General features: G+C 46.6%; 22 protein-coding genes. 9 read left to right on the forward strand and 13 right to left on the reverse strand.

What is annotated here, in order from left to right; translation table 11 throughout:
- The first annotated feature begins 149 nt into the window (after window positions 1–149).
- On the forward strand, window positions 150–3,107 hold the full coding sequence (locus ACYVGR_RS07590) for a glycosyltransferase family 117 protein (RefSeq protein WP_460955156.1): 2,958 nt from the start codon (window positions 150–152) through the stop codon (window positions 3,105–3,107).
- Between the two features lie 190 nt (window positions 3,108–3,297).
- On the opposite strand, the gene ACYVGR_RS07595 is transcribed toward ACYVGR_RS07590, so the two are convergent.
- The 5 genes from ACYVGR_RS07595 to ACYVGR_RS07615 all read right to left on the reverse strand — a co-directional run bounded on the left by ACYVGR_RS07595 (window position 3,298) and on the right by ACYVGR_RS07615 (window position 8,374).
- On the reverse strand, window positions 3,298–4,896 hold the full coding sequence (locus tag ACYVGR_RS07595) for a Na+/H+ antiporter (RefSeq protein ID WP_460955158.1): 1,599 nt from the start codon (window positions 4,894–4,896) through the stop codon (window positions 3,298–3,300).
- A gap of 207 nt (window positions 4,897–5,103) precedes the next feature.
- Complete coding sequence (locus tag ACYVGR_RS07600) at window positions 5,104–5,553, reverse strand: CHRD domain-containing protein (protein ID WP_460955160.1); 450 nt, start codon at window positions 5,551–5,553, stop codon at window positions 5,104–5,106.
- A gap of 81 nt (window positions 5,554–5,634) precedes the next feature.
- Window positions 5,635–6,285 carry a hypothetical protein gene (locus ACYVGR_RS07605; protein ID WP_460955162.1) on the reverse strand — a complete coding sequence of 217 codons (651 nt, stop codon included), beginning with the start codon at window positions 6,283–6,285 and terminating at the stop codon, window positions 5,635–5,637.
- Window positions 6,286–6,517: 232 nt separating this feature from the next.
- Window positions 6,518–7,681 carry a molecular chaperone DnaJ gene (gene dnaJ / locus ACYVGR_RS07610; protein WP_460955164.1) on the reverse strand — a complete coding sequence of 388 codons (1,164 nt, stop codon included), beginning with the start codon at window positions 7,679–7,681 and terminating at the stop codon, window positions 6,518–6,520.
- A 96-nt stretch (window positions 7,682–7,777) separates the two neighbouring features.
- The gene (locus tag ACYVGR_RS07615; protein WP_460955166.1) at window positions 7,778–8,374 is read right to left on the reverse strand and encodes a nucleotide exchange factor GrpE; all 597 of its coding nucleotides are present in this window, start codon (window positions 8,372–8,374) and stop codon (window positions 7,778–7,780) included.
- A 318-nt stretch (window positions 8,375–8,692) separates the two neighbouring features.
- Here ACYVGR_RS07615 and queG point away from each other — a divergent pair, with 318 nt between their 5' ends.
- Window positions 8,693–9,634, forward strand: coding sequence for a tRNA epoxyqueuosine(34) reductase QueG (gene queG, locus ACYVGR_RS07620; RefSeq protein WP_460955168.1), 942 nt, complete (start codon window positions 8,693–8,695; stop codon window positions 9,632–9,634).
- A 77-nt stretch (window positions 9,635–9,711) separates the two neighbouring features.
- Here queG and kynU read toward each other — a convergent pair whose 3' ends face one another.
- The 3 genes from kynU to ACYVGR_RS07635 form a co-directional block, all read right to left on the reverse strand.
- Window positions 9,712–10,983 carry a kynureninase gene (gene kynU, locus ACYVGR_RS07625; RefSeq protein ID WP_460955170.1) on the reverse strand — a complete coding sequence of 424 codons (1,272 nt, stop codon included), beginning with the start codon at window positions 10,981–10,983 and terminating at the stop codon, window positions 9,712–9,714.
- A 33-nt stretch (window positions 10,984–11,016) separates the two neighbouring features.
- A complete protein-coding gene (locus ACYVGR_RS07630; RefSeq protein WP_460955172.1) occupies window positions 11,017–11,712 on the reverse strand; it encodes a carboxylesterase family protein in 696 nt (231 codons plus the stop codon).
- An 89-nt stretch (window positions 11,713–11,801) separates the two neighbouring features.
- Window positions 11,802–12,461 carry a pyridoxamine 5'-phosphate oxidase family protein gene (locus ACYVGR_RS07635; RefSeq protein WP_460955174.1) on the reverse strand — a complete coding sequence of 220 codons (660 nt, stop codon included), beginning with the start codon at window positions 12,459–12,461 and terminating at the stop codon, window positions 11,802–11,804.
- Window positions 12,462–12,565: 104 nt separating this feature from the next.
- On the opposite strand from ACYVGR_RS07635, the gene ACYVGR_RS07640 reads away from it, so the two are divergent.
- From ACYVGR_RS07640 to ACYVGR_RS07650, 3 genes are all read left to right on the forward strand, one after another.
- Complete coding sequence (locus ACYVGR_RS07640) at window positions 12,566–13,057, forward strand: RNA polymerase sigma factor (RefSeq protein ID WP_460955176.1); 492 nt, start codon at window positions 12,566–12,568, stop codon at window positions 13,055–13,057.
- A 5-nt stretch (window positions 13,058–13,062) separates the two neighbouring features.
- On the forward strand, window positions 13,063–13,701 hold the full coding sequence (locus tag ACYVGR_RS07645; protein WP_460955178.1) for a hypothetical protein: 639 nt from the start codon (window positions 13,063–13,065) through the stop codon (window positions 13,699–13,701).
- Window positions 13,702–13,768: 67 nt separating this feature from the next.
- Window positions 13,769–14,512 carry an SOS response-associated peptidase gene (locus tag ACYVGR_RS07650; RefSeq protein WP_460955180.1) on the forward strand — a complete coding sequence of 248 codons (744 nt, stop codon included), beginning with the start codon at window positions 13,769–13,771 and terminating at the stop codon, window positions 14,510–14,512.
- Window positions 14,513–14,576: 64 nt separating this feature from the next.
- Here ACYVGR_RS07650 and ACYVGR_RS07655 read toward each other — a convergent pair whose 3' ends face one another.
- Window positions 14,577–15,509, reverse strand: a complete 933-nt coding sequence (locus tag ACYVGR_RS07655) for an ROK family protein (protein WP_460955182.1) — start codon at window positions 15,507–15,509, stop codon at window positions 14,577–14,579.
- Window positions 15,510–15,628: 119 nt separating this feature from the next.
- On the opposite strand from ACYVGR_RS07655, the gene ACYVGR_RS07660 reads away from it, so the two are divergent.
- The 4 genes from ACYVGR_RS07660 (at window position 15,629) to ACYVGR_RS07675 (ending at window position 18,662) form a co-directional block, all read left to right on the forward strand.
- On the forward strand, window positions 15,629–16,093 hold the full coding sequence (locus ACYVGR_RS07660) for a redoxin domain-containing protein (RefSeq protein ID WP_460955184.1): 465 nt from the start codon (window positions 15,629–15,631) through the stop codon (window positions 16,091–16,093).
- 105 nt (window positions 16,094–16,198) lie between these two features.
- Window positions 16,199–16,966 (forward strand): class I SAM-dependent methyltransferase, encoded by a 768-nt coding sequence (locus tag ACYVGR_RS07665; protein WP_460955186.1) that lies wholly within the window; start codon window positions 16,199–16,201, stop codon window positions 16,964–16,966.
- Window positions 16,967–17,172: 206 nt separating this feature from the next.
- The gene (locus ACYVGR_RS07670) at window positions 17,173–17,766 is read left to right on the forward strand and encodes a TetR/AcrR family transcriptional regulator (RefSeq protein ID WP_460955188.1); all 594 of its coding nucleotides are present in this window, start codon (window positions 17,173–17,175) and stop codon (window positions 17,764–17,766) included.
- A gap of 26 nt (window positions 17,767–17,792) precedes the next feature.
- Window positions 17,793–18,662: an SDR family oxidoreductase gene (locus tag ACYVGR_RS07675; RefSeq protein WP_460955190.1), complete on the forward strand. Its 870-nt coding sequence runs from the start codon at window positions 17,793–17,795 to the stop codon at window positions 18,660–18,662.
- Window positions 18,663–18,710: 48 nt separating this feature from the next.
- On the opposite strand, the gene ACYVGR_RS07680 is transcribed toward ACYVGR_RS07675, so the two are convergent.
- The 4 genes from ACYVGR_RS07680 to cysK form a co-directional block, all read right to left on the reverse strand.
- Window positions 18,711–21,146, reverse strand: coding sequence for an outer membrane beta-barrel protein (locus ACYVGR_RS07680; protein WP_460955192.1), 2,436 nt, complete (start codon window positions 21,144–21,146; stop codon window positions 18,711–18,713).
- A 96-nt stretch (window positions 21,147–21,242) separates the two neighbouring features.
- A complete protein-coding gene (locus ACYVGR_RS07685; protein WP_460955194.1) occupies window positions 21,243–22,358 on the reverse strand; it encodes a Fic family protein in 1,116 nt (371 codons plus the stop codon).
- Window positions 22,359–22,465: 107 nt separating this feature from the next.
- Entirely contained in the window at window positions 22,466–23,335 is an 870-nt protein-coding gene (locus tag ACYVGR_RS07690; protein WP_460955196.1) for a YitT family protein, read from the reverse strand.
- Window positions 23,336–23,402: 67 nt separating this feature from the next.
- Entirely contained in the window at window positions 23,403–24,311 is a 909-nt protein-coding gene (gene cysK / locus ACYVGR_RS07695) for a cysteine synthase A (protein WP_460955198.1), read from the reverse strand.
- Window positions 24,312–24,381: the final 70 nt, after the last annotated feature.

Consider the following 24,381-nt stretch of genomic DNA (forward strand, 5'->3'; position numbering starts at 1 on the left):
GGGCCCTATATAATGGATTGTTATTAATTATAAAGCCCACTAAGACCTACTTAACAAACTTTAACAGCCCGCCCTAACCCGGTTGGGCTGCTTTTTTACGTATTTTTGGACGCTACTTACACAAAAGCAGTCCGTTAATCTTCATTTATATGCAGTCATTCAAACGCCTGAACACCCTCACTGGTTGGTTCGTTTTCGCAGTCGCGCTGGTAACTTACGCGATGACCGTAGAACGGACAGCCAGTTTCTGGGACTGTGGCGAATTTATTGCGTGTTCGTTTAAACTTCAGGTTCCCCACCCACCTGGTGCCCCATTTTTCCTTTTGTTAGGACGACTCTTTTCCATGATGTCGTTTGGTAACCTGACCAATGTTGCCTACTGGGTAAACATGGCATCAGTACTTGCCAGTGCGTTCACCATCGTGTTTTTGTTCTGGACCATTACCATGCTGGCCCAAAAGCTCTTGCCAAAACCGGAGAGCGAATACAACACCGCCGATACGTTATTAGTGATTGGTACGAGTGCCGTAGGGGCACTGGCCTACACATTTTCCGACACATTCTGGTTCTCGGCTGTTGAAGCGGAGGTATACGGGATGTCGTCATTTTTTACCGCTATCGTTGTTTGGGCTGCGTTCAAATGGGAGCGTATCGATGATGAAGCGGCCGCCAATCGCTGGCTTATTTTCATTGCCTATCTGACGGGCTTATCAATCGGCGTTCACTTATTGAACCTCGTTACATTGCCTGCTCTGGCACTGATTTATTACTTTAAAAAACAGTCGAAACCAACGTTTATGGGTGGTGTAATGGCTGGTGGTATTGGTTTAGTTGTTCTGGGAATTATCAATGCAGGTATCATTCCAGGACTTCCTGGTATGGCGTTTACGGTTGAACGGTTCTTTGTCAATACACTGGGTTTGCCGTTTACCTCTGGCGCTATTTTCTTTACAGTTGTCTTTATTGGCGCTATCGTATATGGCATTATCTGGTCGGCCCGGAAGCGGCATGTGATCATGAACACGGCTTTGCTGGCCCTGGCATTTGTGCTCATCGGTTATGCCTCGTATATGCAAGTGTTGGTACGGGCTGAGTTCAACCCACCAATTAACGAGAACGATCCTAGCGATGAGCTGAACTTCCTGTCGTATCTGCGTCGTGAGCAATATGGTAGCCGTTCGCTGCTATACGGTCCGGTCTTTACCGCGCGCCCAATCGATCAGAAACAGGGTGCTGCTATGTGGAAAAAGGAAGGTAACAAGTACGTTATCTTCGACCATCAGCCCGAATACATTTATGCGCCGGGCGATGAGATGCTATTCCCACGTGTATATAGCAGCCAGCAAAACCACCCCGCACTTTATCGCCAGATGCTGGGATTGGCTGAAGGGCAAAAGCCAACTATGGGCGATAACATCAAGTTTTTGTTTAGCTATCAGTTGGGCCACATGTGGTGGCGTTACCTGATGTGGAATTTCGCTGGCCGGGAGAGCGACGAAGAAGGGGCAGGTTACCTGCTTCCCTGGTCGTCAGACAATGGTGCTCCTGACTTGTTGAAGACAAACAAAGCGCGCGACAATTTTTACATGTTGCCGTTTGCCTTGGGCTTATTCGGGATTGCTTTCCAGTATTTCCGTCGCCGTCGTGATTTCATCATTGTAGCTCTACTGTTTTTATTCACGGGTATTGCCTTACAAGTCTTCCTGAACTCACCACCATCAGAACCGCGCGAACGGGATTATATTTATGTGGGTTCGTTCTATTTCTTTGCTATCTGGCTTGGTTTGGGTGTAATGGCCATTGCCGAAGGTTTGCGGAATACGTTAAAATCAGATACCGCCCGGAATGGTCTGGTCGTTGGTTTATCGCTGCTGGTGCCTGTGATGATGGGGGCCAAGAGCTGGGACAACCACAATCGCGATCATCGTTACCAATCGGTCGATTTTGCGAAGAACCTGCTGAATTCCTGTGCGCCCAATGCCGTGCTCTTCACGGGTGGCGATAACGATACATTCCCTCTTTGGTACGTGCAGGAGGTGGAAGGCTTCCGTACCGATGTTCGTGTATGTAACCTGAGTTTGCTAGGTACAGAATGGTACATTCAGCAAATGAAGCGCAAAACGTATCAGTCCGATGCGCTGCCGATCTCGTTAGAGTTCGACCAGTTCAATAAGGGTAAAAATGATATTGTGCCCTTCTATGAGGTTCCAGGCGTGAAAAATGGTATCGACCTGAAGCAGTATATCAACCTGATCAAAACCAGTAATCCAGCTGTTCAGGTACCATTAACCAATGGCGACATGACGAGCATTTTGCCATCGTCGGTATTGTTTCTGCCAATTGATAAAGCATCGGTTGATCAGGCCAATTTTGTTCCGGCAGCGTTGCGACCATTGATGAAAGATACCTTGCAGTGGACCATTGGTAAGAAGGACCTCTACAAGCCTGACCTCATTATGCTCGACATCATTGCAACCAACAACTGGAAACGGCCTATCTATTTCTCCAGCACATTGGCAAGTGATAACTACCTGAGCCTGAAAAACTATATGCAACTGGAAGGGTATGCGTATCGGCTAATGCCGGTAGCTGTTCCAGGTGCTACCGATGGCTACGTAAATTCTGACGTTATGTATACCAACATGACCAAGAAGACATTCTGGCGTGATTTCGACAACCCAAATACGTACTACGATGAAACGTATAAAGGACCTCCGGTTATTTCGGCTCGTATCGCGTTTTTCCGTCTGGCCGATCAGCTTATCCGCGAAGGGAATAAAACCAAAGCGCACGAGGTTCTCAATTATTCGCTGAAGGTGATTCCGGATAAGAGTATTCCATACGACCAGATTTCGTCGAACTATGTTCGATTCCTGTTTGAAGTTGGCGATAACAAAAAGGCGCTTGAGATTGCAGAGATCATGGCAAATCGCGCTGATCAGGCACTGACTTACGATAAGAGCGGCAACGGAAACCGCTTCGGTAGCCCGGATTCCGATCTGTATATTCTTCAAACGATTGTTGAAGCTTGTAAAGAAGCCAAGCAAACAGCCGCTGCGAACAAATACGAAGCGATCTTCCAGAAGCACATAAATGCCTTTGGTTGATAGAAACTATTGTTGACACAAAAAGCCCAGCATACAGTCCGCATGCTGGGCTTTTTGTGTCAACAATAGTTAACGTTTTATGCCGTCTTGTACTTTTCTGTCAACTCGACGAAAGGAGAGATCTCACCATCGCCACCTTGAGATCTCTCCTTTCTTCGAGTTGACAGAAAATAAGATGCTACAATATACCTCAATGAATCGGGTGGTCAATCTTTTCTTCTTCCAGGTCTATTCGAGCTTCTTCTCGACGAATTACTTCGTCATCAAACTCCTGATTGCTTCGTAGGCGATGTAATTCGTCACGTTTCACCCGAATAATATCAATCATGATTTCGTTGTATTGCGCCACGTTTTCGCCATCGCTTTCTACGGAATCTAAATGCCGCTTTGTTTGATGAAGATCACTCTCCATTCGATTCTTTAAATTCTCTACTAATTCATTTTGACTTGATGCTTCGGCATAATTTTGCTGGAGATATTGCAGAGCTACTTTCAATAGCTTCAATCGAATTTTTGTCTCCTGTCTGTCTTCCGGAGTACGCTCAACGAGTTCTTTAGGCCGAACCCATCGAATAACAAGTGGCAATGTCAGACCCTGAAAAACAAGCGTAACCAGAATAACAACGAACGTGATGAACAGAATCAGATTTCGATGCGGAAATGGAACGCCATTTTGAATAGTTAACGGAACGGACAACGCAGATGCCAGCGATACAACTCCGCGCATACCGGCCCAGCCAAGAACGATCGGACCACGCAAACCGGGATTGCGTTGTGCTACAGTAATATATTTTCCAATAAACTGCGTGAAATAAGAGGCCGATATCGTGAATACCATACGGGTAACGATGATAACGCCTGTAATCAACAGCGCATATAAAATGGCTTCCGTTTTCGAATAGCCATCCAACCCATTGATAATGACGGGTAGTTCTAGCCCGATCAGAATAAATACCAATCCATTCAGCGCAAAAACGACTGTGGCCCACATCCCCGTTCCCTGAATCCTCGAACTATGATTGAGGATTATGTGGCTTTGATTGGATAAAAATAGACCACCACTAACAACGGCCATTACCCCCGAAACTTCGAATTCTTCGGCGGCCATATACATGATGTAAGGCGCCAGGAATGTAAGCAAAATACTAATCCGGGTTGAGGTGGGTAACCAACGATGAATGGCGTAGAAGATACAGGCAACGACCAGGCCAACAACAATGCCCATAAACGTAACCAGCAGGAAATCGACGGAAGCTTCCTGCCACACAAAAGAGCCCGAAATAACAGCGGCCAGAGCAAATCGGAAGACAATCAAACTGGCCGCATCATTCACCAGGCTTTCTCCTTCCAGAATACTAACCGTGGTTTTGGAAACCTTAACCTCCTTCAATACTGAAGTAGCTGCAACGGCATCGGGCGGAGAAATGATGCCGCCTAACAGGAATCCCAGTGCCAGGGTAAATCCAGGCATTACCGCACTCGACACATAGGCAACGGCTGAAGCTGTGAAAATAACCAGACCAAAGGCCAGAACGATAATAATACGTCGCCAGCGCCAGAATTCCTTCCAGGATGTAAACCAGGCCGCTTCGTACAGTAAAGGCGGCAGGAAAATCAAAAAGATAAGTTCGGGGTTAATTTCAATACGGGGAATGCCTGGAACAAGACTAACGACCAAACCACTTATTACCAAAAAAATAGGGACAGGGATACGCAGCCGCTGCCCAACCATTACCAATAACGTGACAGCCAGCATTAATGCCAGACAAAGCAACAAAGTTTGATGCATACGTTTTCTATAGCGAACGGACGAAAATTATAAGGCAAAATACCCTAATCAACGGCTTAATCTACAAAAAAGCCCCGATAAAAATCGACCTAACGCTTCGAATTCAATGTGTTAGGTGAATGAACAGGTAAACCGTGGTAAACGTGGCGCAAATCAGTGTAAGGGTAGGGGGCGTTGTTATAAGAAGGCTTTAACAAAGTTCGATTATTACTTCATTTTAAGATCCCCCCTTATTTCACCTGATGGATACTGTGTAGTATGCAGATTGGCATAATATTGACCAGTCTTTAGGCGGTAAATTTGTAAAGGAGTCAACGGAATTGTACTGGCTATGATTGGAGACGCCAGACTTGGGAATGTAATATCTACAGGACCTGTACCATCGGTTTTTGTCGTATCAATTCTGTGAAGATGTCCCATCGTTGGTGTGAGCCCTGAATAGGAAACTGTATAACTCAGAACTCGAGTAGTTTCATCTAAAATTCCCTGAAAACTGCCTGTTGCCGTTGATGCAGTAGTTGTGGGTTTCTCACTACTACCATTTAACGTAGCTTTAAAAGTAGTTGGCAGAACCGGATTGTCTTCGTTGCAGGAGAATGGGAGAACTAGGGTTAAAGCAGTTAAAAAGGCAATTGGTGTGGGTTTTATCTTTCTCATAATCATTGTTTGTTACTAGCCACTTAGTTAGTCTAGTGGAAATGTTAAATAAATCAGGTTTGGTTTATGCTAAGTTGAATATTAACGACTAAGGAATGTGTAGCCAATAGTAAAATCGCTTACTGGACCTAAATAATGATTTAGTAATCCTATCCCCAAAGCAAAATTCAAATAAAAATTTCGCTTATAAGTGCGCTGAAAACCCCAGAGTATATTTATTGAAGGGCCTTCATTAATGCGGTCTAATGCTTGATAAAGTGCTTTATTTTGTATTGGAAATTGGATTATTTGATCTTGGTCCAGCTGATAAATATATAAATATGGCTCTTGCCGGAGTAATGAAGGAAAGGTATAGCTACTTTTTATGCTTATATAGTTAGCTGAATTAGCTTTAATACTTTTGCTTTGCCTTTGTCGTTTTTTAAAATTATAGTAGAAACGATATCCTGCTGAAAGAGAGGTGTTCAAGCTGTAATAATCTAATTTTTGAACTACCAGTGTAGTAGGAGTATTAGTGTATCCATAGTTGCCACCTCGCCCATAGTACCCGCTAAAAGTGAAGGCAGCGACAAAAGTAGAGTTTTGACTAACCTGATTTTCGTAGGATATCCCCGGTAATAGAAAAGGAATTCGCCAAACGTTTTTTACCGTAAAATGATTAGCTGTATCTTGACTGAAGCCAAATGTTGAAATTAAAAGAAATATTAATGTGATTTTGTATGCCGCCTTCATTATAACCTATATACGTTTTTGCAAGAATAAGCTATATTTTATCTTCTAACAACTATAATTGAATCTTCCAACTAGGTCGAATCGGTAGGACTTCAGGCGCTCTACTAATCGGGCTAGAAGACACTAAATGACTACATAGAAACTCGAACTTCGAGAGCGTCCTTACATTATCCAACAAAAAAGCCCCTGATCGGGGCTAATTTGGCTTTTTATAAATAATGACGGATGTCAATCAACCATGAAAAAAGTCCTTCATCTTATCAAAGAACCCTTTCTCGTTCTTGTTCGGTTTGGGTTGGAAGTTCGGTGAGTGCCGTAGTTTTTCCAGAATACCGCGTTCTTCGGCCGATAGTACTTTGGGAGTCCAGACGTTGACATGGACGATTTCGTCGCCCCGACCATAGCCATTCAGTTCTTTAATTCCTTTTCCTTTCAGGCGAAGCATCTTACCGCTTTGCGTACCTGGATCGAGCGTGATACGCGCCTTTCCATCAATGGTGGGCACTTCAACGCTGGTTCCAATAGCTGCATCGATAAAGCTGACATACAGATCGAAGACAACATTGTTGCCATCGCGCTTGAGGTCGGCATCTTCTTCTTCTTCAATGACGATCAGCAGATCGCCCGCAACGCCACCCCGAGGTGGGACGTTCCCTTTGCTACCTACCGATAGTTGAATACCTTCGGCAACACCAGCTGGGATTTTGATTGGGATAACATCTTCCTGCAAAACACGACCTTCGCCAAAGCAGGCGTCGCAACGATCCGTTACGATTTTGCCTTCGCCATTACAGGTCGGACAAGTGCTGGTCGATACCATCTGGCCGAGCATAGTATTTACTACTTTGCGCGTCTGGCCGGTTCCCTGGCAGGTCGAACAGGTTTGTACAGCGGTTCCGTTTTTAGAGCCGTTGCCTCCGCAGGTATTACAGGTTACGTGCCGTTTTACCTTGATTTTCTTCTCAACGCCGTTGGCAACTTCCTGTAAATTTAGCTTCAATTTAATGCGTAAGTCAGACCCACGTCGTACCCGCTGCCGACCTCCACTGCCACCCTGGGCACCCCGGAAGAAACTTCCAAAAGGAGAATCATCACCAAAAACATCACCAAACTGGCTAAAAATATCGTCCATCGTCGGACCACCGCCACCGTATCCGCCTGCTGCACCACTCATACCAGCATGGCCGTATTGGTCATACCGGGCTTTTTTGTTGGGATCGTTCAGGACGTCATAAGCCTCAGCCGCTTCCTTGAATTTCTCTTCGGCGGTGGGGTCGTCAGGGTTTTTATCCGGATGGTATTTGATCGCCATCTTGCGATAGGCTTTCTTGAGGTCTTCGGCCGAGACGTTCTTATCAACGCCCAGAATTTCGTAATAATCGCGCTTCGTTGCCATATGTTTGAATGATTGACTGATAGAGTGACTGAATGATTGAATAGCTGGCGCAAACATTATTCAATCATTCAGTCATTCTATCAGTCAATCATTGAGTTAGCTTCCTACAATTACTTTTGCAAACCGAATGACCTTGTCATTCAGGTAATATCCTTTTTCTATTTCGTCTATAACTTTCCCTTTCAGGTCAGGGCTGGGGGCTGGGAATTGTGTAACCGACTCGTGCAGATCGGCATCAAACGGCTCACCTTTTGAAATCATTGGTTTTAACCCTTTGCCTTCAAGTGTCTTGAAAAACTTCGTATAAATCAGCGAAACCCCTTCTTTCAATGCGGCCACGTCTTCTGTGTTTTCCATCGACTGCATAGCCCGTTCGAAGTCGTCGACAACTGGAATCAGTGCCTTTAAAACGCCCTCGTTGGCATTGCTGATGAGGTCAAGTTTTTCTTTGGCTGTACGCCGACGAAAGTTTTCAAAATCAGCGTATAAACGGAGGTATTTATCTTTAAGTTCGGCTAATTCACTGCCAATTCGATCCGTTTCGGCAACAAAACCCTCTGCCGAAGCCGACTCTGTGGTTTCTTCTGCGGTAACTGACACGGTTTCGTCGTTATCGACTGGTTCGGTTGTCAGGTTGTCAGGTTGTGGAGTATCCATAGACGCTTGTTCGTCCAAAATGTCTTTATTTTCCATTGATGAGCTTCTATTTCGTTTCCAGAAATTCATAGACAAAGATGGGCAAAAGCCCGGCCAAAACCGCATTCCCTGACAAGTTGGCACGGTGCCAGCAGTCGGATTTACACGATTTGGCTACTAGCTACTATCTGACCGCGCGGGCGGCCCCGCCGGGATTTACTTGATTTTTGCTGATTAGCCGGATTTATCTTTTGCTTAAATCTGTTTATTTTTTGTCATTCCAACGTCAGGAGGAATCTTGAGCTTGACTAATATGGTACACTAAGATTCCTCCTGACGTTGGAATGACAAAAAATAAAACATTCTCTGTTTCTTATGCATTTGCCCGCTTACCAGTATACGCAGTTGATCAAAGCCAAAGCCACTGAACTGGGGTTTGATTTCTGTGGGGTAGCTAAAGCGGATTTTCTGGAAGATGAAGCTCCAAAGCTGGAGACTTGGCTCAAAAACGGGATGCATGGCCAGATGAATTACATGGCCAATCACTTCGACAAACGACTTGATCCGCGCTTGCTGGTCGATGATGCAAAATCGGTGATAACGGTCTTACTAAACTACTATCCCGAGCAGAGATTACCCGATGAGAAAGATGATTTAAAACTGTCGAAATATGCGTACGGCACAGATTATCACTTTGTTATCAAAGATAAACTAAAGGATTTACTAGCGTATATCCACGACGAAATTGGCGAAGTAGGTGGGCGTGCCTTTGTTGATTCTGCGCCAGTAATGGACAAAGCCTGGGCTAAACGAGCAGGTTTGGGTTGGGTTGGCAAACATACAAACCTGATCAATCGGGAGATGGGCTCGTTCTTCTTCATCGGCGAGCTAATTCTCGATCTTGAACTGGAACCCGATGGTCCGATTGCCGATTACTGTGGTACCTGCACCCGGTGTATAGACGCCTGCCCGACCGATGCCATTGTTGGGCCGTACGTTGTGGATGGCAGTAAATGCATTTCGTACTTTACGATTGAGTTGAAAGAAGCTATTCCTGAAGACGTTCGGGGGAGGTTCGAGAACTGGATGTTCGGTTGTGATATTTGTCAGGATGTTTGCCCCTGGAATCGCTTCGCCCGGCCGCATCAAACTCCCGCTTTCGACCCCCACCCCGAATTGACTACTATGACAAACACAGATTGGGTCGACATAACCGAAGAGGTTTTTCGCGAAATATTTCGTCGGTCGGCAGTGAAGCGTACAAAACTGGAAGGTCTGAAACGAAATATTGCCTTTAATCAGCCGATGGAACGCTGATGACGCAGATTGGATAGATTTATACTGATGATGAGAGAAATAGAGTTGTATCTGCGAAAATCCGCGTCATCAGCATTTCAACTTATTCTATAAAACTGCTTGATAATCTCTCCTACATGCCAGACATCCTCAAAGGTGTTGTAAAGCGGAGTAGGGGCAAGGCGAATACAATCGGGTTCACGCCAGTCGCCAATGATTCCCTGCTCGGTCAAGTGATTAAACAAGGCTTTGCCGTTTTTGCGAACTAACAACGATAACTGACAGCCGCGCTGGTTGGGATCATCGGGCGTTAGAATTTGAATTTCGTCAAAAGGCGTCAACAGGTATTCAAGGAAGCCCGTTAGCCGTTCGCTTTTCTGACGAAGGGCCACCATGCCTGCTTCGGCCGTGATGGAAATAGCGGCTCGATGCAGCGCCAATGTCAGAATATTGGGCGTGCTCACCTGCCAACCATCGGCACCGGGTGCGGGCAGAAAGCCGGGCGTCATTTCGAATCGCTTGTCTTCTCGATAGCCCCACCAGCCTGCTAATCTTGGCAAATTCTGGTCGTGGTGTTTTTGATGGACAAATACCCCCGATACAGCACCAGGCCCACCATTCAGGTATTTGTACGAGCACCAGGTGGCAAAATCGACACCCCAATTGTGCAATTGCAGAGGAATGTTGCCGATGGCGTGCGCTAAATCGAACCCAATTGGTATACAGTGTTTTTGAGCAGTTTCGGCAATAACGGCCATGTTATAAACCTGCCCCGTATAGTAATTCAGGCCACTCATCCAGATCAATGCCAGCGAATCGGCATGCTCGGCAATAGCATGTTGAATATCGGTTATGTGAATCAATAAGTCGTCTGGATGGGGAGCGATCTCAATAAGTGCGTCGGCAGGTTTTAAACCATGATGTTTTAGCTGCGTTTCCAGGGCGTATTGGTCTGATGGAAAGTCTCCTTTGATTGTCAGAATCTTGTATTTCTTACTGTTAGGACGGTAGAACGACGCCAGTAGTAGATGCAGATTGACCGTCAGCGCATTCATGGGGCATACTTCAGATTGTTCTGCGCCAAGAATTTGTGATAGGGCTTCTTTACAGGAATTGTGATAGCTAAGCCACGGTTGTTCGGCCCCTTCGGTCTGTTCAAACCAACCCTCGACGCCTAGATTTTGCCAGGTGCTGAGTTCCTGCTCCAAAGCTGCCCGCGCGGTTTTGGGTTGTAAGCCAAGCGAGTTGCCGCAGAGATAGGTTTGCTGTACACCGTTGCGCTGGGGTATATGAAACTGCTCGCGGAAGTGGCGCAGCGAATCGGTCTGATCGAGGGCTTGGGCGAAAGTCAGTGAATTTTCGTAGGTCATGGAAGGGGTGATCGTCGTTTACTTAACAACTTCTTATTTGTGTTGTTTGACTAGCCAGTCATAAATAGTCTGGTCTTCAAATAAGTATTGAATTTGGTGACCTGTTTTTTCTAATCGGGTAAATTTCACATTACCCTTACACGCGTCTAAACGCCTGACTAATCGCTCGGTTTCGGAGATAGGAATAAGATCGTCGTCTATTCCATGAAACGTCCATATGGGTATATGCCTGATCCGGCAAACCTGTGTGGAATCGTCGCAACCACCGCATAAGGGAACAAGCGCGGCAAACTTGTCTGGATAAGCAACGGCCGTTTGCCAGACACCATAACCCCCCATGCTGATTCCGGTTAAATAAACCCGTTTCTGATCAACTCGATATTTGGTAATCAGTTCATTATAAAGGGAGTCGAACCAGTTGTCAGTCGACCAGAATTTACCGTCGGGGCATTGGGGAGAGGCAATAATAAAGTTAAAATCGCGGCCCTTATCGACCAGATGTGGTAAACCATATGTCTTGAGCTTAGCCAGATCATTCCCTTTCTGGGAGCCTCCATGCAGATAAATAACCAGTGGATAAGCGGCCTTATTTGTCGCGTAATCTTTGGGTAAATAAAGCAGATAGGGGTACTTTTCTCGCGATTTGGTTTTGGGTATTGATTGAGCGTAAACGTCTAACGAAAAAAGGGCGAACAGGGCACAAAGAATTGAACAGATAGCTGGGCGCATGACAGGATTATAATGCCACAAAGATCAGCGTCTTTAGCGGCAATCCAATCGATTTTTAAGCCTTTGTATAGTTCTGTTTCGAGATGTTTTTAGGGGGCAAGCCAACTCATTTTAGACTCAGGTTCGTATTGAAAATAAGCACGTGTATGCCCTTTCCGGCTTAGGTGCAAATATTCCATAGCAAGTACCCGACACTCAATAACCGCGAAGTTTTTACGGCCAGCTTCGCTTTCTTCAATCGATGGTAACTTGTTGATCAGATGATCGGGAACGCCAGGGTAGGGGTGTGGTTGTTCGGTGCCTGGTTTTTGCTCCGAAAGGTAAGCTTTACGGCCAGCCATGCCCAGTTTTTCCCAATGATCATCGGCAACATAATCATCGGTATGAAGCCGGGTTTCAACGGTCAGGCGGAGCTGCACATGCCGATAGCTATCCCAGAAAAGTAAGGATGCCTGAGGAAAAGCTTCGAGTTGCAGCACTTTTTCGGCACGGGCGTCGGAATAAAACCAGACGTACTTATGCGTTATATCGACACGACGCAAAACGACCATTCGGGCATCGGCACCTCTGGATGTACACGTAGCCACCGTCATTGTTTTGAAGCCAGATGCCTCCGGTTGATCGTCCTTTTGTTCAGCAGCTGCCTGGAGTTGTTCCCAACTGGTGCGCTCAAGGTCGGGGAGCCTAGCAACGGCTTCCGAATTTTCCTGATTGGCGTGGTGATTGGTTTCTGCGATCTGAATGCTCATAATGTACTTTGCTCAAGAATAATTAACGGCGCGCTTACTTTATTTGTTTGTCAGGGTAAGTTTTTGCCTAACGCGACGACTAATTAGGCAAATAAAAAAGCAGAATGGAAATTGATTTCATCCAGATTGTCAATACACATGCTGGCATCCTTCATAAGATATGTCGTCTCTATGGGAAGGAGGAAGAGGATCGTAAGGATTTGTATCAGGAGATTGTACTACAGCTTTGGCGCTCGTTTCCGACATTCCGACAAGAGGCTCAGCCATCGACCTGGCTATACCGGGTAGCGCTCAATACCGCGATCTCGTTGGTTCGTTGGCAGTCGCGTCGGATCACACCCGTAATGCTGGACAATGAACTTCTGACAGACCTGCAAGGGCCGGGAACAGCAGAAATTGATGACCAGATGCATCAGTTCTATAAGGCTGTCGAATACTTATCGTCAATAGAAAAAGCACTTGTTTTCCTGTATCTAGATGGGAATTCTTACGACGAAATTGCCCGCATCATGGGCATATCTAACTCAAATGTGGGCGTTAAACTGAACCGTATTAAAGCAAAACTGAAACGAATAGTCACCTTACTTAACAACTGAATCAGATGACAATGGACTTAGATGATTTTAAACAGACATGGCAGGCTTACGACCAAAAGCTTGAGCAGACCCAGCAACTTGGGCGACAACTCCTGGACATTATCCAGCGTGAACGATCGAAAAATAGCATTGATAAAATGATTCGGGAGCTCCAGCGGGTTTCCGTTATCCTGCTTGCTATTATCGTAATTTTCAGTGCGATTGTTGCCGGAAATCCATTTGATTACACAGAGCCGATTCACTTTGCTCCTGCGCTTGGCTATATCCTGTTGGCCGTGTTTGGGCTCATTAGTTCAAGGCGGCACATGAATAGCCTTCGTCAGACGACGCTCTTTTCCGATAATCTGTTTCGGTCGCTAACCGAATTGATTCGGCTTCGAGAGCAGCATACTCGTCTGATGAGTCGGGTTTGGGTATTGGGTATGCTGGCCGGGGCCATGATTATGTTGCCTACAATTGCCCGTAAATATACTGAATCGGGCTGGATTGCCACCTTGCTCATTGGTTTGTTTCCACTTGGCTTGACCCTGGTTTCGGCCTGGTTAGCAAAGGTAATCGGCTTATTTACGGATCATTATCTGAACGAATTGCGGGAGCAGGTAAAGGAGTTAGCGGAATCCAATGAAAGTGTCGATCGAGCATAACTCAAAGGGTATTTTAGTTGTTTATGTTATGTACCTTATCGGAAATTACCGGTAAATTCCATAGCCTATGTGTTATCATAAATCACTTGTAGTCTCGGCTCCTGAACTGGAGAAACGGTATGAAGCCACTATGCCAGCATCGGCTCACTTTCAGCCCGTATATCATGCCAATGCTTATCAGTTTCCTGCCTGGCCAATTGTGACCCATCAGGAACCGGGCCGGTTTCAGATGATGCACTGGGGATTAATTCCACGCTGGACCAAAACCACTGACGATGCCGTAGAGATAAGAACCCGAACGATCAATGCCCGATCAGAAACCATTTATGATAAACCCTCTTTTCGATCGTCGGCGCAATCCGGAAAGCGCTGTTTGATTCCCGTGACTGGCTTTTATGAATGGCATACGAAGGGCAGCAAAAAGTTTCCGTTCTACATCACGGCGACAGACCAGAAAATAGTGTCGGTAGCGGGACTTTGGGACGAGTGGCCAGACCCGGAAACTGGCGAACTAAAAATGACCTACACTCTCCTGACCACAGACGCCAATCAGCTGCTGGCAGAAATTCACAACTCGAAAAAGCGGATGCCCTGCCTGCTTACCGCCGAAGCTGAACATGCCTGGCTCCATGATAACCTGAGTGAGAGAGATGCCTTGGCTTTACTGGAAAAGCAATACCCAACCAGTCGAATGCATAGTTACAGCATTAGCAAACGTATCACATCGCGATCGGAACCAAGCGATGTTCCTGAAGTAATGACTCCCTCAACTTATCCTGAATTGACCAGTCAGCCTCAGTTGTTTGCTTAGGGCGTGGAGCTGGGAGCAGGGATGTGCTGTTAAATGCCCTGCACCGAGTTCCCAGCTCCATGCCCTATAACATCGCTGCGCCAAATACACCGGCGCTGTCGCCTAATTTGGGTTTGAGAACGCGGTTGTTCAGCTCTCCACTGTTAAATACGTATTTTCGGGCTCGTTCTACGCCTTCTGTATAGAGTAGATCGACATTGCCAAGGCCACCGCCCAATACAATAACATCGGGGTCGAGCACATTGATGATTACCGAGATACCCCGCCCAAAATATTCGAGAAGTCGGTTTACTGTCTGGCTGGCAACAAGATCTTTGCCTTGGTGATAACGCTCCATGATTTCCTGCATCGACCGTTCCTCTTTACTGATCTGCTGATAGTAACGCTGTAGAGCTGGACCCGACAAGACTTGTTCGACACAGCCCCGTTTACCACAATAACAAGGATAGCCATTCTCTTCCAGAATATTGTGACCCCATTCGCCACCAAGTCCTTGCAGCCCATTCAGTACAAATGGACGATCGTGGGGTTCTCCCTGTTTGCTGCGCACCACAATACCGCCACCCACGCCAGTTCCCATTATCACACCGAATACAGTCTGATAATCAGGAATAACGTCGGGCACAATACCCATTGTGGCTTCGGCAAGTGCCAGGCAATTGGCGTCGTTCGCTATTTCGACAGGTAAGCCCAGTAAGCGGGCTAAGTCCTGTTTCATCGGTTTGCCGTTCAGCGATGTTGTGTTACAGTTTTTCATGGCCTGGCGGGCCGGATCGAAGGTGCCTGGTGTCGAAAAACCCACTCGCTCAGGTTGCAGACCCGTTTCTGCTTTCAGCATCTCAATGAGTCGAACAACCTGATTTAGAATGTGGTCGTAGCCGTTGTGGGCTTCGGTATCAATTCGCTTGCGAACAAGGACGGCGTCGGGTGAGGGAGCGGATAGGACAACGCCTTCAATTTTGGTGCCTCCCAGGTCAATACCCCAATAAGACTTCATAAACGATTGAACGACCGGATCGCCGGTCCGATTAGAAAATTCGATTTACGATTTAATTCGTTTCTGCACGTAGCTTTACGGTTAAAATCTTATTAAGCGTCTTATCAACCCTCATCCCTATGCTTGCTATTGGCCAGAAAGCCCCCGATTTTACGTTGTTTAACACCGCCCGCAAAGAAGTATCGCTACAGGATTTTCAGGGTAAGAACCTGATTATTCTCTTTTTTCCAATGGCGTTTACCAGTGTTTGCACGGCTGAGCTTTGCGAAATGCGCGATAACATTGCCGTCTACTCAGGCCTGAATGCCGAAGTAGTTGGCATCTCGGTCGATTCGCCGTTTACACTGGCTAAATTTAAAGAAGAGCAGCACTTGCCCTTCGATCTGCTTTCCGATTTCAACAAAGAAGTGTCGCAGGCTTATGACAGCTATTACGATACGTTTGTCATGAATCTGAAAGGCGTAAGTAAGCGGTCGGCCTTCGTTGTTGACAAAAACGGCCTGATTCAATATGCCGAAGTTCTCGAAAGTGCGGGCGATGTCCCTAGTTTTCAGGCAATTCAGGAAACGTTGACGAAACTTTAATTTTGAATGAGCGAATGATTGAATGAGCGAATAATGGAGCCTAGCCTACTATTGCCGCACATTTATTCACTCATTCAGTCATTCGCTCATTCACTCATTTAAAAAATGGCCTGGTACCACAACTTCTTTCATGGGCTACCGCAGGATGCCTGGAAAGCCGCCCAAACCGAGGAGCAAACACAGCTCGACCTCGAACTGCTCGTTGAATCGCTTGATTTTGGTCCCGACGATAAAATTCTGGATGTGTTCTGTGGCTACGGGCGTCATGCTGTACCCCTTGCCCGAATGGGTGCCCGCGTAACAGGTGTCGATATTTCAGTTGAGTATATCGCTGAAATTGAATCTGTCGCCAAAAAAGAAAAACTGCCGCTTGTGGCTGTTGCCGATGATTTTCTGAGCATGTCAGACGCGCAAATCGGTACGGCAGCCTCCTTCGACGCAGCTTATTGCTTAGGTAATAGTTTCAGTTTCTTTCCTCGGCCCGACATGCTGGCTTTCCTGACCCGAATTGCCAGGTCGCTGAAACCGGGTGGCCGATTTCTGGCACATTCGGAAATGGTGGCTGAGTCTATCTTGCCCGATTATCAGGCTCGGAACTGGCTACCTGTTGATGATGAAACAGGAGGGCAGATTTTGTTTTTGATGGAGAATGAATACTTCCCATTGACGAGCCATATTGATTCACATCTGACATATGTAAAAGCGGGTGAAATACAGACCCGTACTGCTAAACATTATGTGTACACCCTTGCCGAACTCGCCCAATTGTTTGCCGAAGCAGGGCTAAGTATTCTTGATTGCTATGGCACGGTAGAAGGTGATCCATACGCACTCGGCGATGAGGCTGTCTGGCTACTTGCGCATCGAATGTAAGCGGATCGGATCTTCTGGTAGACAACGGCGGTTAATTCGTATGAAAATATGAGAGAATAATCTATAGAATAAGGAGATATACTAACCGAAAAAGAGATAATTGACTTATTTTTAGAAAAATCGAATTAACTCTAGATAATGCAATCATTAATCAGTAGTTTTCAGATGATTTAACACCGTTAACTTAAGAAGAATAACCTACTCCTATGGAAACTATTGAACGCAAGCCGCGAAGCCGTGAGCAGACTCGCTCGGGCATCGTTAAAACGGCTAAGTCCATTGCGCGCCGGGAGGGCTGGCAGGCTGTGTCGATTCGTAAAATAGCAGATGCAATCGAATACAGTGCCCCTATAGTCTATGAATATTTCGACAGCAAAGATGTGCTGTTAGACGAAATCCGGAATGAAGGATTTCGGCATCTATATAAGGAGTACGACCGTATTCTGAGCCTCTATCGCGACCCCGAAAAACGCCTGTACGAAATCTCCCTTGTACAGTGGCAGTTTGCTCGTGAAAACCCGGAAATCTATCAGGTGATGTACAACCTGGACGGCGCTTATTGCACAATTCCGGTTTACCAATCGGAAACGATGCAGGCAGTTAGCGCTATCGTTTGCAAAACCATCTTCTCGTTTATTCCTAAGGCTGAGGAAAGTATTAAGCGATTGTATTATCAGTGGTGGTCTATTTCACACGGAATGATTGCCATGGCCATGTTACTGAAAGACGAACAACCACTCGATCAGTCGGAACAGGTTTACCGCGAGACTATGCGTCGATTCGTACGCGATTTACGGTAAGTGACTCGGACGGTCCGCATTATGTCATGCATATTGCCATTATAGGCGCAACGGGCATGCTTGGGCAACCCGTTGCGCACGAATTAAGTAAGGCCGGATTTACAGTTCGCATCCTTGCGCGAGATGTGGTAAAAGCACGCCTGATCTTCCCTGATGTTGACATCGTTACGGGTGATTTACGTGATCCTGCAACCCTAACTGATGCGCTTCGGGGAATAGATATCGTCTACCTGAATTTATCCATTAAGCAAAGCGAGAAGCAGACCGATTTTCACACGGAGAGCGAAGGGCTACGTAACCTGATTGAGGCCGCCAAACGAGCGGGTGTTCGCCGAATTGGCTATCTGTCGTCTATCATCATGCGCTATCAGGGCATGAATGATTTCAACTGGTGGGTATTTGCTATAAAGAATGAAGCCGTCAGATGCATTAAAGACGCAGGACTGGACTTCAGTATTTTTTATCCCTCCTGTTTCATGGATTCGATCAATGGCACCCAGCGTGTTGGGCGTTTTGTCCTGCTAGTTGGGCGTTCGGCTGTTCGACCGTGGTATGTATCGGCACAAGACTACGGCAAACAAGTGGCTCGGGCTTTCCAGATTGCTCAGCCTGGAGAAAATCAGGAATATGTTATTCAGGGACCTGAGGCAATAACGCAACACGAAGCCGCTCACCGATTTGTAGCCGCTTACCAAACCGAAAAATTGACCATCGTCACGACTCCGCCTTTTTTAATGCGTTTGGGGCGTTCATTTTCAGCGCAAGCTAACTACGGCTGGCACATTACGGAAGCCCTGAACAACTACCCCGAAGTTTTCGAAGCAGAGAGAACCTGGAATGACTTGGGCAAACCTGAAACGACGATAGAGCAATTTGCAAAACGGGTCAGGCAGTAGCCGTGATTGGCAATACCTGACCTGTTTGGGCTATCGCTGACAGGTTAGCTACGCTCCACCTGCCCGACGCTTTTCATCCTCTGCCCCGCCCGACCGTCGGCGTGATTGTGGTATGGTATCACTACCGAAGCGATAGGTCAGCGATGCTGTAGCTATTCGAGTATCCTGACGCTGGTAGAATTGCTCTATATAATTCGTATAGGTCGATGTAGCGTGCAGTGGACTGGTATAAAAAGCATCAGTCATATTCAGTTTCAGCGTTCCTTTCTTGCCCCACATCATTTTTTGCAGACCAATATTGACTTGTCCCAAGGGTCGAATATCTAAGAAACCATACAACTGATGCGATTGGTAATTACCCGTCAGATCGGCAGCCCAACCCCGGCCCAGGGTGAACGTATTGGCGGTATTAAGCGTATAAGCTGGCAAGCCCTCGTTCAGGGATGTTCCGGCCAGATCGCCAATAAAACGGTTGTAAAAGGCAACAATATTGTTATCCATTGTCCACCAGTTGGTGGGTTGAACCGGAATCGTCAGCGTCAGGCCGTAATAATCAGAACGAGTTAAATTTTGGAAGGTTGAGACGGCCTGCCGATTACCTTCGGGAGCGGGCTGGATCACACTGATAATTGGCTGATCGGTACGGCTGTAGCTAATGGATGTCATGAACTTCTGCTTAAAGGTGTGCGTCAGTTCGATGTTATAACTCAATTGCGGATAGAGCGACGGATTACCTGTAAAATAGGTTGTTGCGTCGATATACGCCCGGAATGGGTTCAACTGATTGTACGTAGGGCGATCAATTCGGCGACTCAGCGATAGACTTACATCCTGGTTTTTCGATACTGGTTGTTTGACGAAGACGCTGGGGAATACTTGAAAATAGTGCCGTTCGAAACCACTGTTTCCAATTACCTGCAAGCCTGTAGCATTGGTTTGTTCGCCACGCAAACCAAGTTGAATAGACGTCTTGTTAATCGTTTTAGTAAGGTTCAGGTAGGCAGCATTGATGTTTTCAGTATACCGAAAACGATTACTCTTGCCCGTATCGACCACACTAATGCCTTCGCTGATGTTGGTGAACAATACATCGTTGTCGGATTGTACCCAACTTGCCTTTATGCCGCCTTCCAGCCGGGTTTTATTAGGAAATGTGTGCACATAATCCGTTTTGAACGACGTAATATCCAGGCCACCATTCAGTTTGCCATCTAATATGGTTGGTGATTGAACAGGAACTATAAATGAAGTTGCCAGATTTTGGAGTCGGTGGATTCCGTAGTGCGCAAAGTCAAGGTCAGCCGTCAATTCCCGCCGGCCCGTTGAGTCGAAACTGTGTTTCAGATTTAGATTGGCCGCCGTATTTGGAGTTTCCAGCATACGCTGATTGGCCGATTGATAGCTAGACTGCAAACGACCCGTTTCATCGAACGTTTGCGTCACGTTAGGAATGCTGGCTTCGGCATGGTTGATCAACCCATTAACAACGGCCCCCAGTGTAGTGCGCTTCGACAAGGTATAATCCAGGCCAGCGCGATAGGTATTGGAGATCCAGTGCGTTTTTCCTACGTTATCTTGATCGCTGCTGCCGATAAACTGGTTATTCTGGTAAAAATCCCGATGGAGCATCAATTGGCTGAACTGGTTCCGGTTGTTATAGGTATAATTGCCGAAGATATTCAGCTTTTTATGGCGATGATTCAACGAAACCCCACTCGTGAATTTGCCGTATTTACCATAACCATAACTGGCATTCACGCTGCCATTAGTACCCTGACGACCGTCTTTTTTGAGTTTTATGGCAATTATGCCAGCGCTACCAGCCGCATCGTATTTGGCCGGTGGGTTGGTGATTAACTCAATTTTTTCGATTGAATTAGCGGGCAATGCCCGTAACATTTCTCCCAATTCGGCACCCGTCATGGGCACCCGTTTGCCATCAATGAGGACTAAAACGCCCTGTTTGCCCCGAAGAGCCAGGTTGTCATTCTGATCGACTGTAACCCCTGGCGAACGACTAAGAATTTCTAACGAAGTAGCGCCTGCACTGAGCGGAGTTCCGTCAACGTTCACGACGATGCGATCCGTTTCTCGCTCAAACATGGGTTTGCGTGCCTGAACCGTAACTTCCTTCAATTGGGTATTGGCGCTTGATTTTAACTGGATGGGTGCTAATGTCTGATCGGTGGATGTGATCACAAATGGAGCGGTCTGGACACGCTCGAACCCTACCTGTGAGGCCGAAACGAAATAGTTTCCTGCTGGTAGCTGGTCGAAATGGAAGGCACCTTTCGCGTCGCTGAACTCGGTTTTAACAACCACCGAATCGGCAGCCCGGTGAAGCGCAACCGTAGCAAACTCGACCGTTGTGCCGGCTGGGTCGCGCACGGTGCCCGATAGAATCGGGCCGGATTTGGCGTACAAACCCACTCGTGGGGCTAGTAGGAGTAAGAGAACAAAAAAAGAATGTAGAGAGAAGTGCATACTGAATTATGTTTAGGTCAATCTGAGAAATCAGATCAAAGAACCCAAACAATAGCCCCGGCGCGGCATTTCTCCATAAACGGGCAAAAATGAGTATTAATGGATAGAGAGATTCAATTGATAACGGCTACTTCTGCCACCACCAGCCGGAATAAGGATTTGTTTGTCGACTAAATCCTGCAAGTCGCGAGTGGCCGTTGCTTTTGATACTTTGCTGATACCGATGTATTTACGGGCATTCATACCCCCTTCAAAACCACCAGCGCCCTCCTCAAACATTCGCGCAATAACGCGTCGTTGACGTTCATTGAGATTGGCTTTATGAGTATCGAAAAAACGAGTCTTTTGCAGCACAAACTGTAGCGTGCCTATAAAATCATCTTGTGAAGCTACTATCACGCCCGAAAAGTAGTTAAGCCAGCCAGTTATGTCGTTTGAGCGTTGGCTTTTTTGAAGTGCCTCGTAATACGCTTTCTTATTCGATTCTATAGTTCTTGATAAACTTAACAAGACAGGCTGATCGAGGCTCTGCGAGAGTGCTTTTTCTGCAATGATACGCCCGATGCGCCCATTGCCATCTTCAAAGGGGTGTATCGATTCAAAATAAAGATGGGCTATGGAAGCTCTGACCAAAGGGTTTATAATTGTGCGAGGTTGGTTGGGGGCTGTATCATTAAACCAATCAATAAATCGCTTCATTTCGGTCGGCACGTTTGCCGAAGGCGGAGCTTCATAATGTACTTTCTCTTTCCCCATCGCTCCTGATACTACCTGCATGGGTTCCGCGTGTGTCCTCCATCGACCAATTTCGATGTCGCCCGATCCTTTCATCAGTAGCGTGTGCCAATGAAAAAACATTGTTTCCGATAGTGGCTCATGGAATGTATTGCGCACGAGCACTAACAATTCTGCCATACCTTCCGAACGCTTATCGTTTACACGAATTGTGTCGCTGGTAAGCCCTAAATTTCGCTTGATTGATGAAATAACGTCTTGTCGGCTAATAAATTCGCCTTCTATAGCTGATGTCTTGATCGCTTCGTTGACCATAACGTCAACCAGAATCTCCTGCCGAGTTTCGAGCGGTAATAGTTCAAATTGACCTGCACTCTTTCCAACCTTTTGCGAAAACAGAAGAGCCCTTTTTTCTAAAGAAATTGGGTCAAATCGGAAGTATGGCCAATCAGGTTGTTGCCAGTTATAAATTGCCATGAGCCGAATACGGGTTCTAATCGGCTCAAATATAGTGAATTTGTGAGCCGATTAGAACCCGTATTCGGCTCATATCTATTTACTTGATACTGCTTGTAGCTAGCTGCCTAATGCATAGGCAAGCTTTTTACTTTACCCCCTGATACATCATCGACACTGTGCTGAATGATAAAAGCATTGGGGTCAAGCTCTAGGACAAGTGCGCGTAGCCTGCTGATTTCCAGGCGAGTAATTACCGTGTAAAGGACCGTGTCGATATCCTGGTGGCTACCGTGTTTGCCATAGCCTCCCTGGCCTTTTAGAATCGATATTCCCCATCCCTTGGCAATGATCTGCTCCCGAATTGGGTCGGGAGTTTTCGAGATGATCAAGATAGCCGTGTACTCTTCAATACCGTGAATAACGAAGTCGACCGTTTTGGAAGCTGCGAAATACGTGATCATCGAGTAAAGAGCCGGACTGATACCCAGGAAGAAGGCAGCTGCCCCGAAAATAAGTACATTGAGTACTAAAATAACGTCGCTCACTTTTAGAATAGGGCTGCTGCGGCTAATAAGCAGGGCGGCAATTTCAGTGCCATCCAAAACGGCTCCTCCTCGTATAGCCAGCCCAATACCCGCACCAATAAAGAACCCCCCGAAAACAGCTGTTAACAAAAAATCAGGCGTAACGTCAGGGTAGGGGATAATGGCCAGACTGAGCGAGAGACCAGCAATCGCGAGCGTACTTTTGACCGCAAACTGCCGACCAAACTGCCGATAACCTAACCCAATAAATGGCAGGTTAATCAGGAGTAGCCAGATGGGCAGAGGAATGCTGAATAAGGTAGCCAGTAACATGGAAATACCCGTAACCCCACCGTCAATGAAATGGCTTGAGGTTAGGAATCCTTTGATGCCCATACCCGCACTGAGCACACCCGCAACAATGAAAACGGTATCCTTTATTATTCTGAAAGCAGAGGTTTGTCGCGTCATTGAGTCGTGTTGAGAATGAGTGGATAGTCGATAATCATTAGTTGTTACCAGACTAATGACCGACAAATTAATATAAACCTTCTATTGATAGATAGCGCTCACCGGTATCATAGCAGAAGGTCAGGATTCGGCTGCCAGGGGTAATATCGGGGAGTTTTTTAGCGACGGCTGCCAGTGAGGCCCCGGAGGAAACGCCTACAAAAATACCCTCTTCTTTTGCCGATCGCCGAGCCATTTCGTAGGCTTCGTCTTTACTTACCTGAATAGTGCCGTCCAGCAAATCGGTGTGTAGATTTTGAGGAATGAATCCAGCACCAATACCTTGAATCGGGTGCGGGCCTGGCGCACCTCCGCTAATAACGGGCGATAATTCCGGCTCAACGGCGTATACTTTCAGCTTCGGAAATTTGGCTTTAAGTACCTGGGCCACACCTGTAATATGTCCACCAGTACCCACACCTGTAATCAGCACATCGAACCCTTCTGGAAAATCGACCAGAATTTCTTCGGCTGTTGTGCGCACATGGATATCGATATTCGCGGGATTCTCGAACTGTTGGGGCATCCAGGCTCCCGGAGTCAGCGCAACCAGTTCATGAGCCCGCTCGATGGCTCCTTTCATGCCTTTCTCACGAGGTGTCAAGTCGAATTCGGCACCATAAGCGGCCATGATTTTCCGGCGTTCGATACTCATGGATTCGGGCATTACAAGAATGATCTTGTAACCTTTTACCGCAGCCACCATCGCCAGACCGATGCCGGTATTGCCCGATGTGGGCTCAACAATAGTGCTATCTGATGTCAGCAAGCCTTTCGCTTCGGCATCTTCAATCATGGCTAGCGCAATTCGATCTTTAATGCTGGCCCCAGGGTTTGCCCGTTCTAGTTTCGTCCAGACTTCATAGCCTGGAAATAGTCGGTTAATACGTACATGGGGCGTGTGGCCAATAGTGTCAAGAATAGTAGTTGCTTTCATAAGGGTTTATTTACGTAGAGACGCATCCTTGCGTCTACTTACCAGATAGGAAACGAAAAGAGCGGAGACG

The organism is Spirosoma litoris (assembly GCF_054776755.1).

Coding starts and splice junctions, on each gene's coding strand:
- ACYVGR_RS07590 (WP_460955156.1), top strand. CDS start 150: ATGCAGTCATTCAAACGCCTGAACACCCTCACTGGTTGGTTCGTTTTC.
- ACYVGR_RS07595 (WP_460955158.1), bottom strand. CDS start 4,896: ATGCATCAAACTTTGTTGCTTTGTCTGGCATTAATGCTGGCTGTCACG.
- ACYVGR_RS07600 (WP_460955160.1), bottom strand. CDS start 5,553: ATGAGAAAGATAAAACCCACACCAATTGCCTTTTTAACTGCTTTAACC.
- ACYVGR_RS07605 (WP_460955162.1), bottom strand. CDS start 6,285: ATGAAGGCGGCATACAAAATCACATTAATATTTCTTTTAATTTCAACA.
- dnaJ (WP_460955164.1), bottom strand. CDS start 7,681: ATGGCAACGAAGCGCGATTATTACGAAATTCTGGGCGTTGATAAGAAC.
- ACYVGR_RS07615 (WP_460955166.1), bottom strand. CDS start 8,374: ATGGAAAATAAAGACATTTTGGACGAACAAGCGTCTATGGATACTCCA.
- queG (WP_460955168.1), top strand. CDS start 8,693: ATGCATTTGCCCGCTTACCAGTATACGCAGTTGATCAAAGCCAAAGCC.
- kynU (WP_460955170.1), bottom strand. CDS start 10,983: ATGACCTACGAAAATTCACTGACTTTCGCCCAAGCCCTCGATCAGACC.
- ACYVGR_RS07630 (WP_460955172.1), bottom strand. CDS start 11,712: ATGCGCCCAGCTATCTGTTCAATTCTTTGTGCCCTGTTCGCCCTTTTT.
- ACYVGR_RS07635 (WP_460955174.1), bottom strand. CDS start 12,461: ATGAGCATTCAGATCGCAGAAACCAATCACCACGCCAATCAGGAAAAT.
- ACYVGR_RS07640 (WP_460955176.1), top strand. CDS start 12,566: ATGGAAATTGATTTCATCCAGATTGTCAATACACATGCTGGCATCCTT.
- ACYVGR_RS07645 (WP_460955178.1), top strand. CDS start 13,063: ATGACAATGGACTTAGATGATTTTAAACAGACATGGCAGGCTTACGAC.
- ACYVGR_RS07650 (WP_460955180.1), top strand. CDS start 13,769: ATGTGTTATCATAAATCACTTGTAGTCTCGGCTCCTGAACTGGAGAAA.
- ACYVGR_RS07655 (WP_460955182.1), bottom strand. CDS start 15,509: ATGAAGTCTTATTGGGGTATTGACCTGGGAGGCACCAAAATTGAAGGC.
- ACYVGR_RS07660 (WP_460955184.1), top strand. CDS start 15,629: ATGCTTGCTATTGGCCAGAAAGCCCCCGATTTTACGTTGTTTAACACC.
- ACYVGR_RS07665 (WP_460955186.1), top strand. CDS start 16,199: ATGGCCTGGTACCACAACTTCTTTCATGGGCTACCGCAGGATGCCTGG.
- ACYVGR_RS07670 (WP_460955188.1), top strand. CDS start 17,173: ATGGAAACTATTGAACGCAAGCCGCGAAGCCGTGAGCAGACTCGCTCG.
- ACYVGR_RS07675 (WP_460955190.1), top strand. CDS start 17,793: ATGCATATTGCCATTATAGGCGCAACGGGCATGCTTGGGCAACCCGTT.
- ACYVGR_RS07680 (WP_460955192.1), bottom strand. CDS start 21,146: ATGCACTTCTCTCTACATTCTTTTTTTGTTCTCTTACTCCTACTAGCC.
- ACYVGR_RS07685 (WP_460955194.1), bottom strand. CDS start 22,358: ATGGCAATTTATAACTGGCAACAACCTGATTGGCCATACTTCCGATTT.
- ACYVGR_RS07690 (WP_460955196.1), bottom strand. CDS start 23,335: ATGACGCGACAAACCTCTGCTTTCAGAATAATAAAGGATACCGTTTTC.
- cysK (WP_460955198.1), bottom strand. CDS start 24,311: ATGAAAGCAACTACTATTCTTGACACTATTGGCCACACGCCCCATGTA.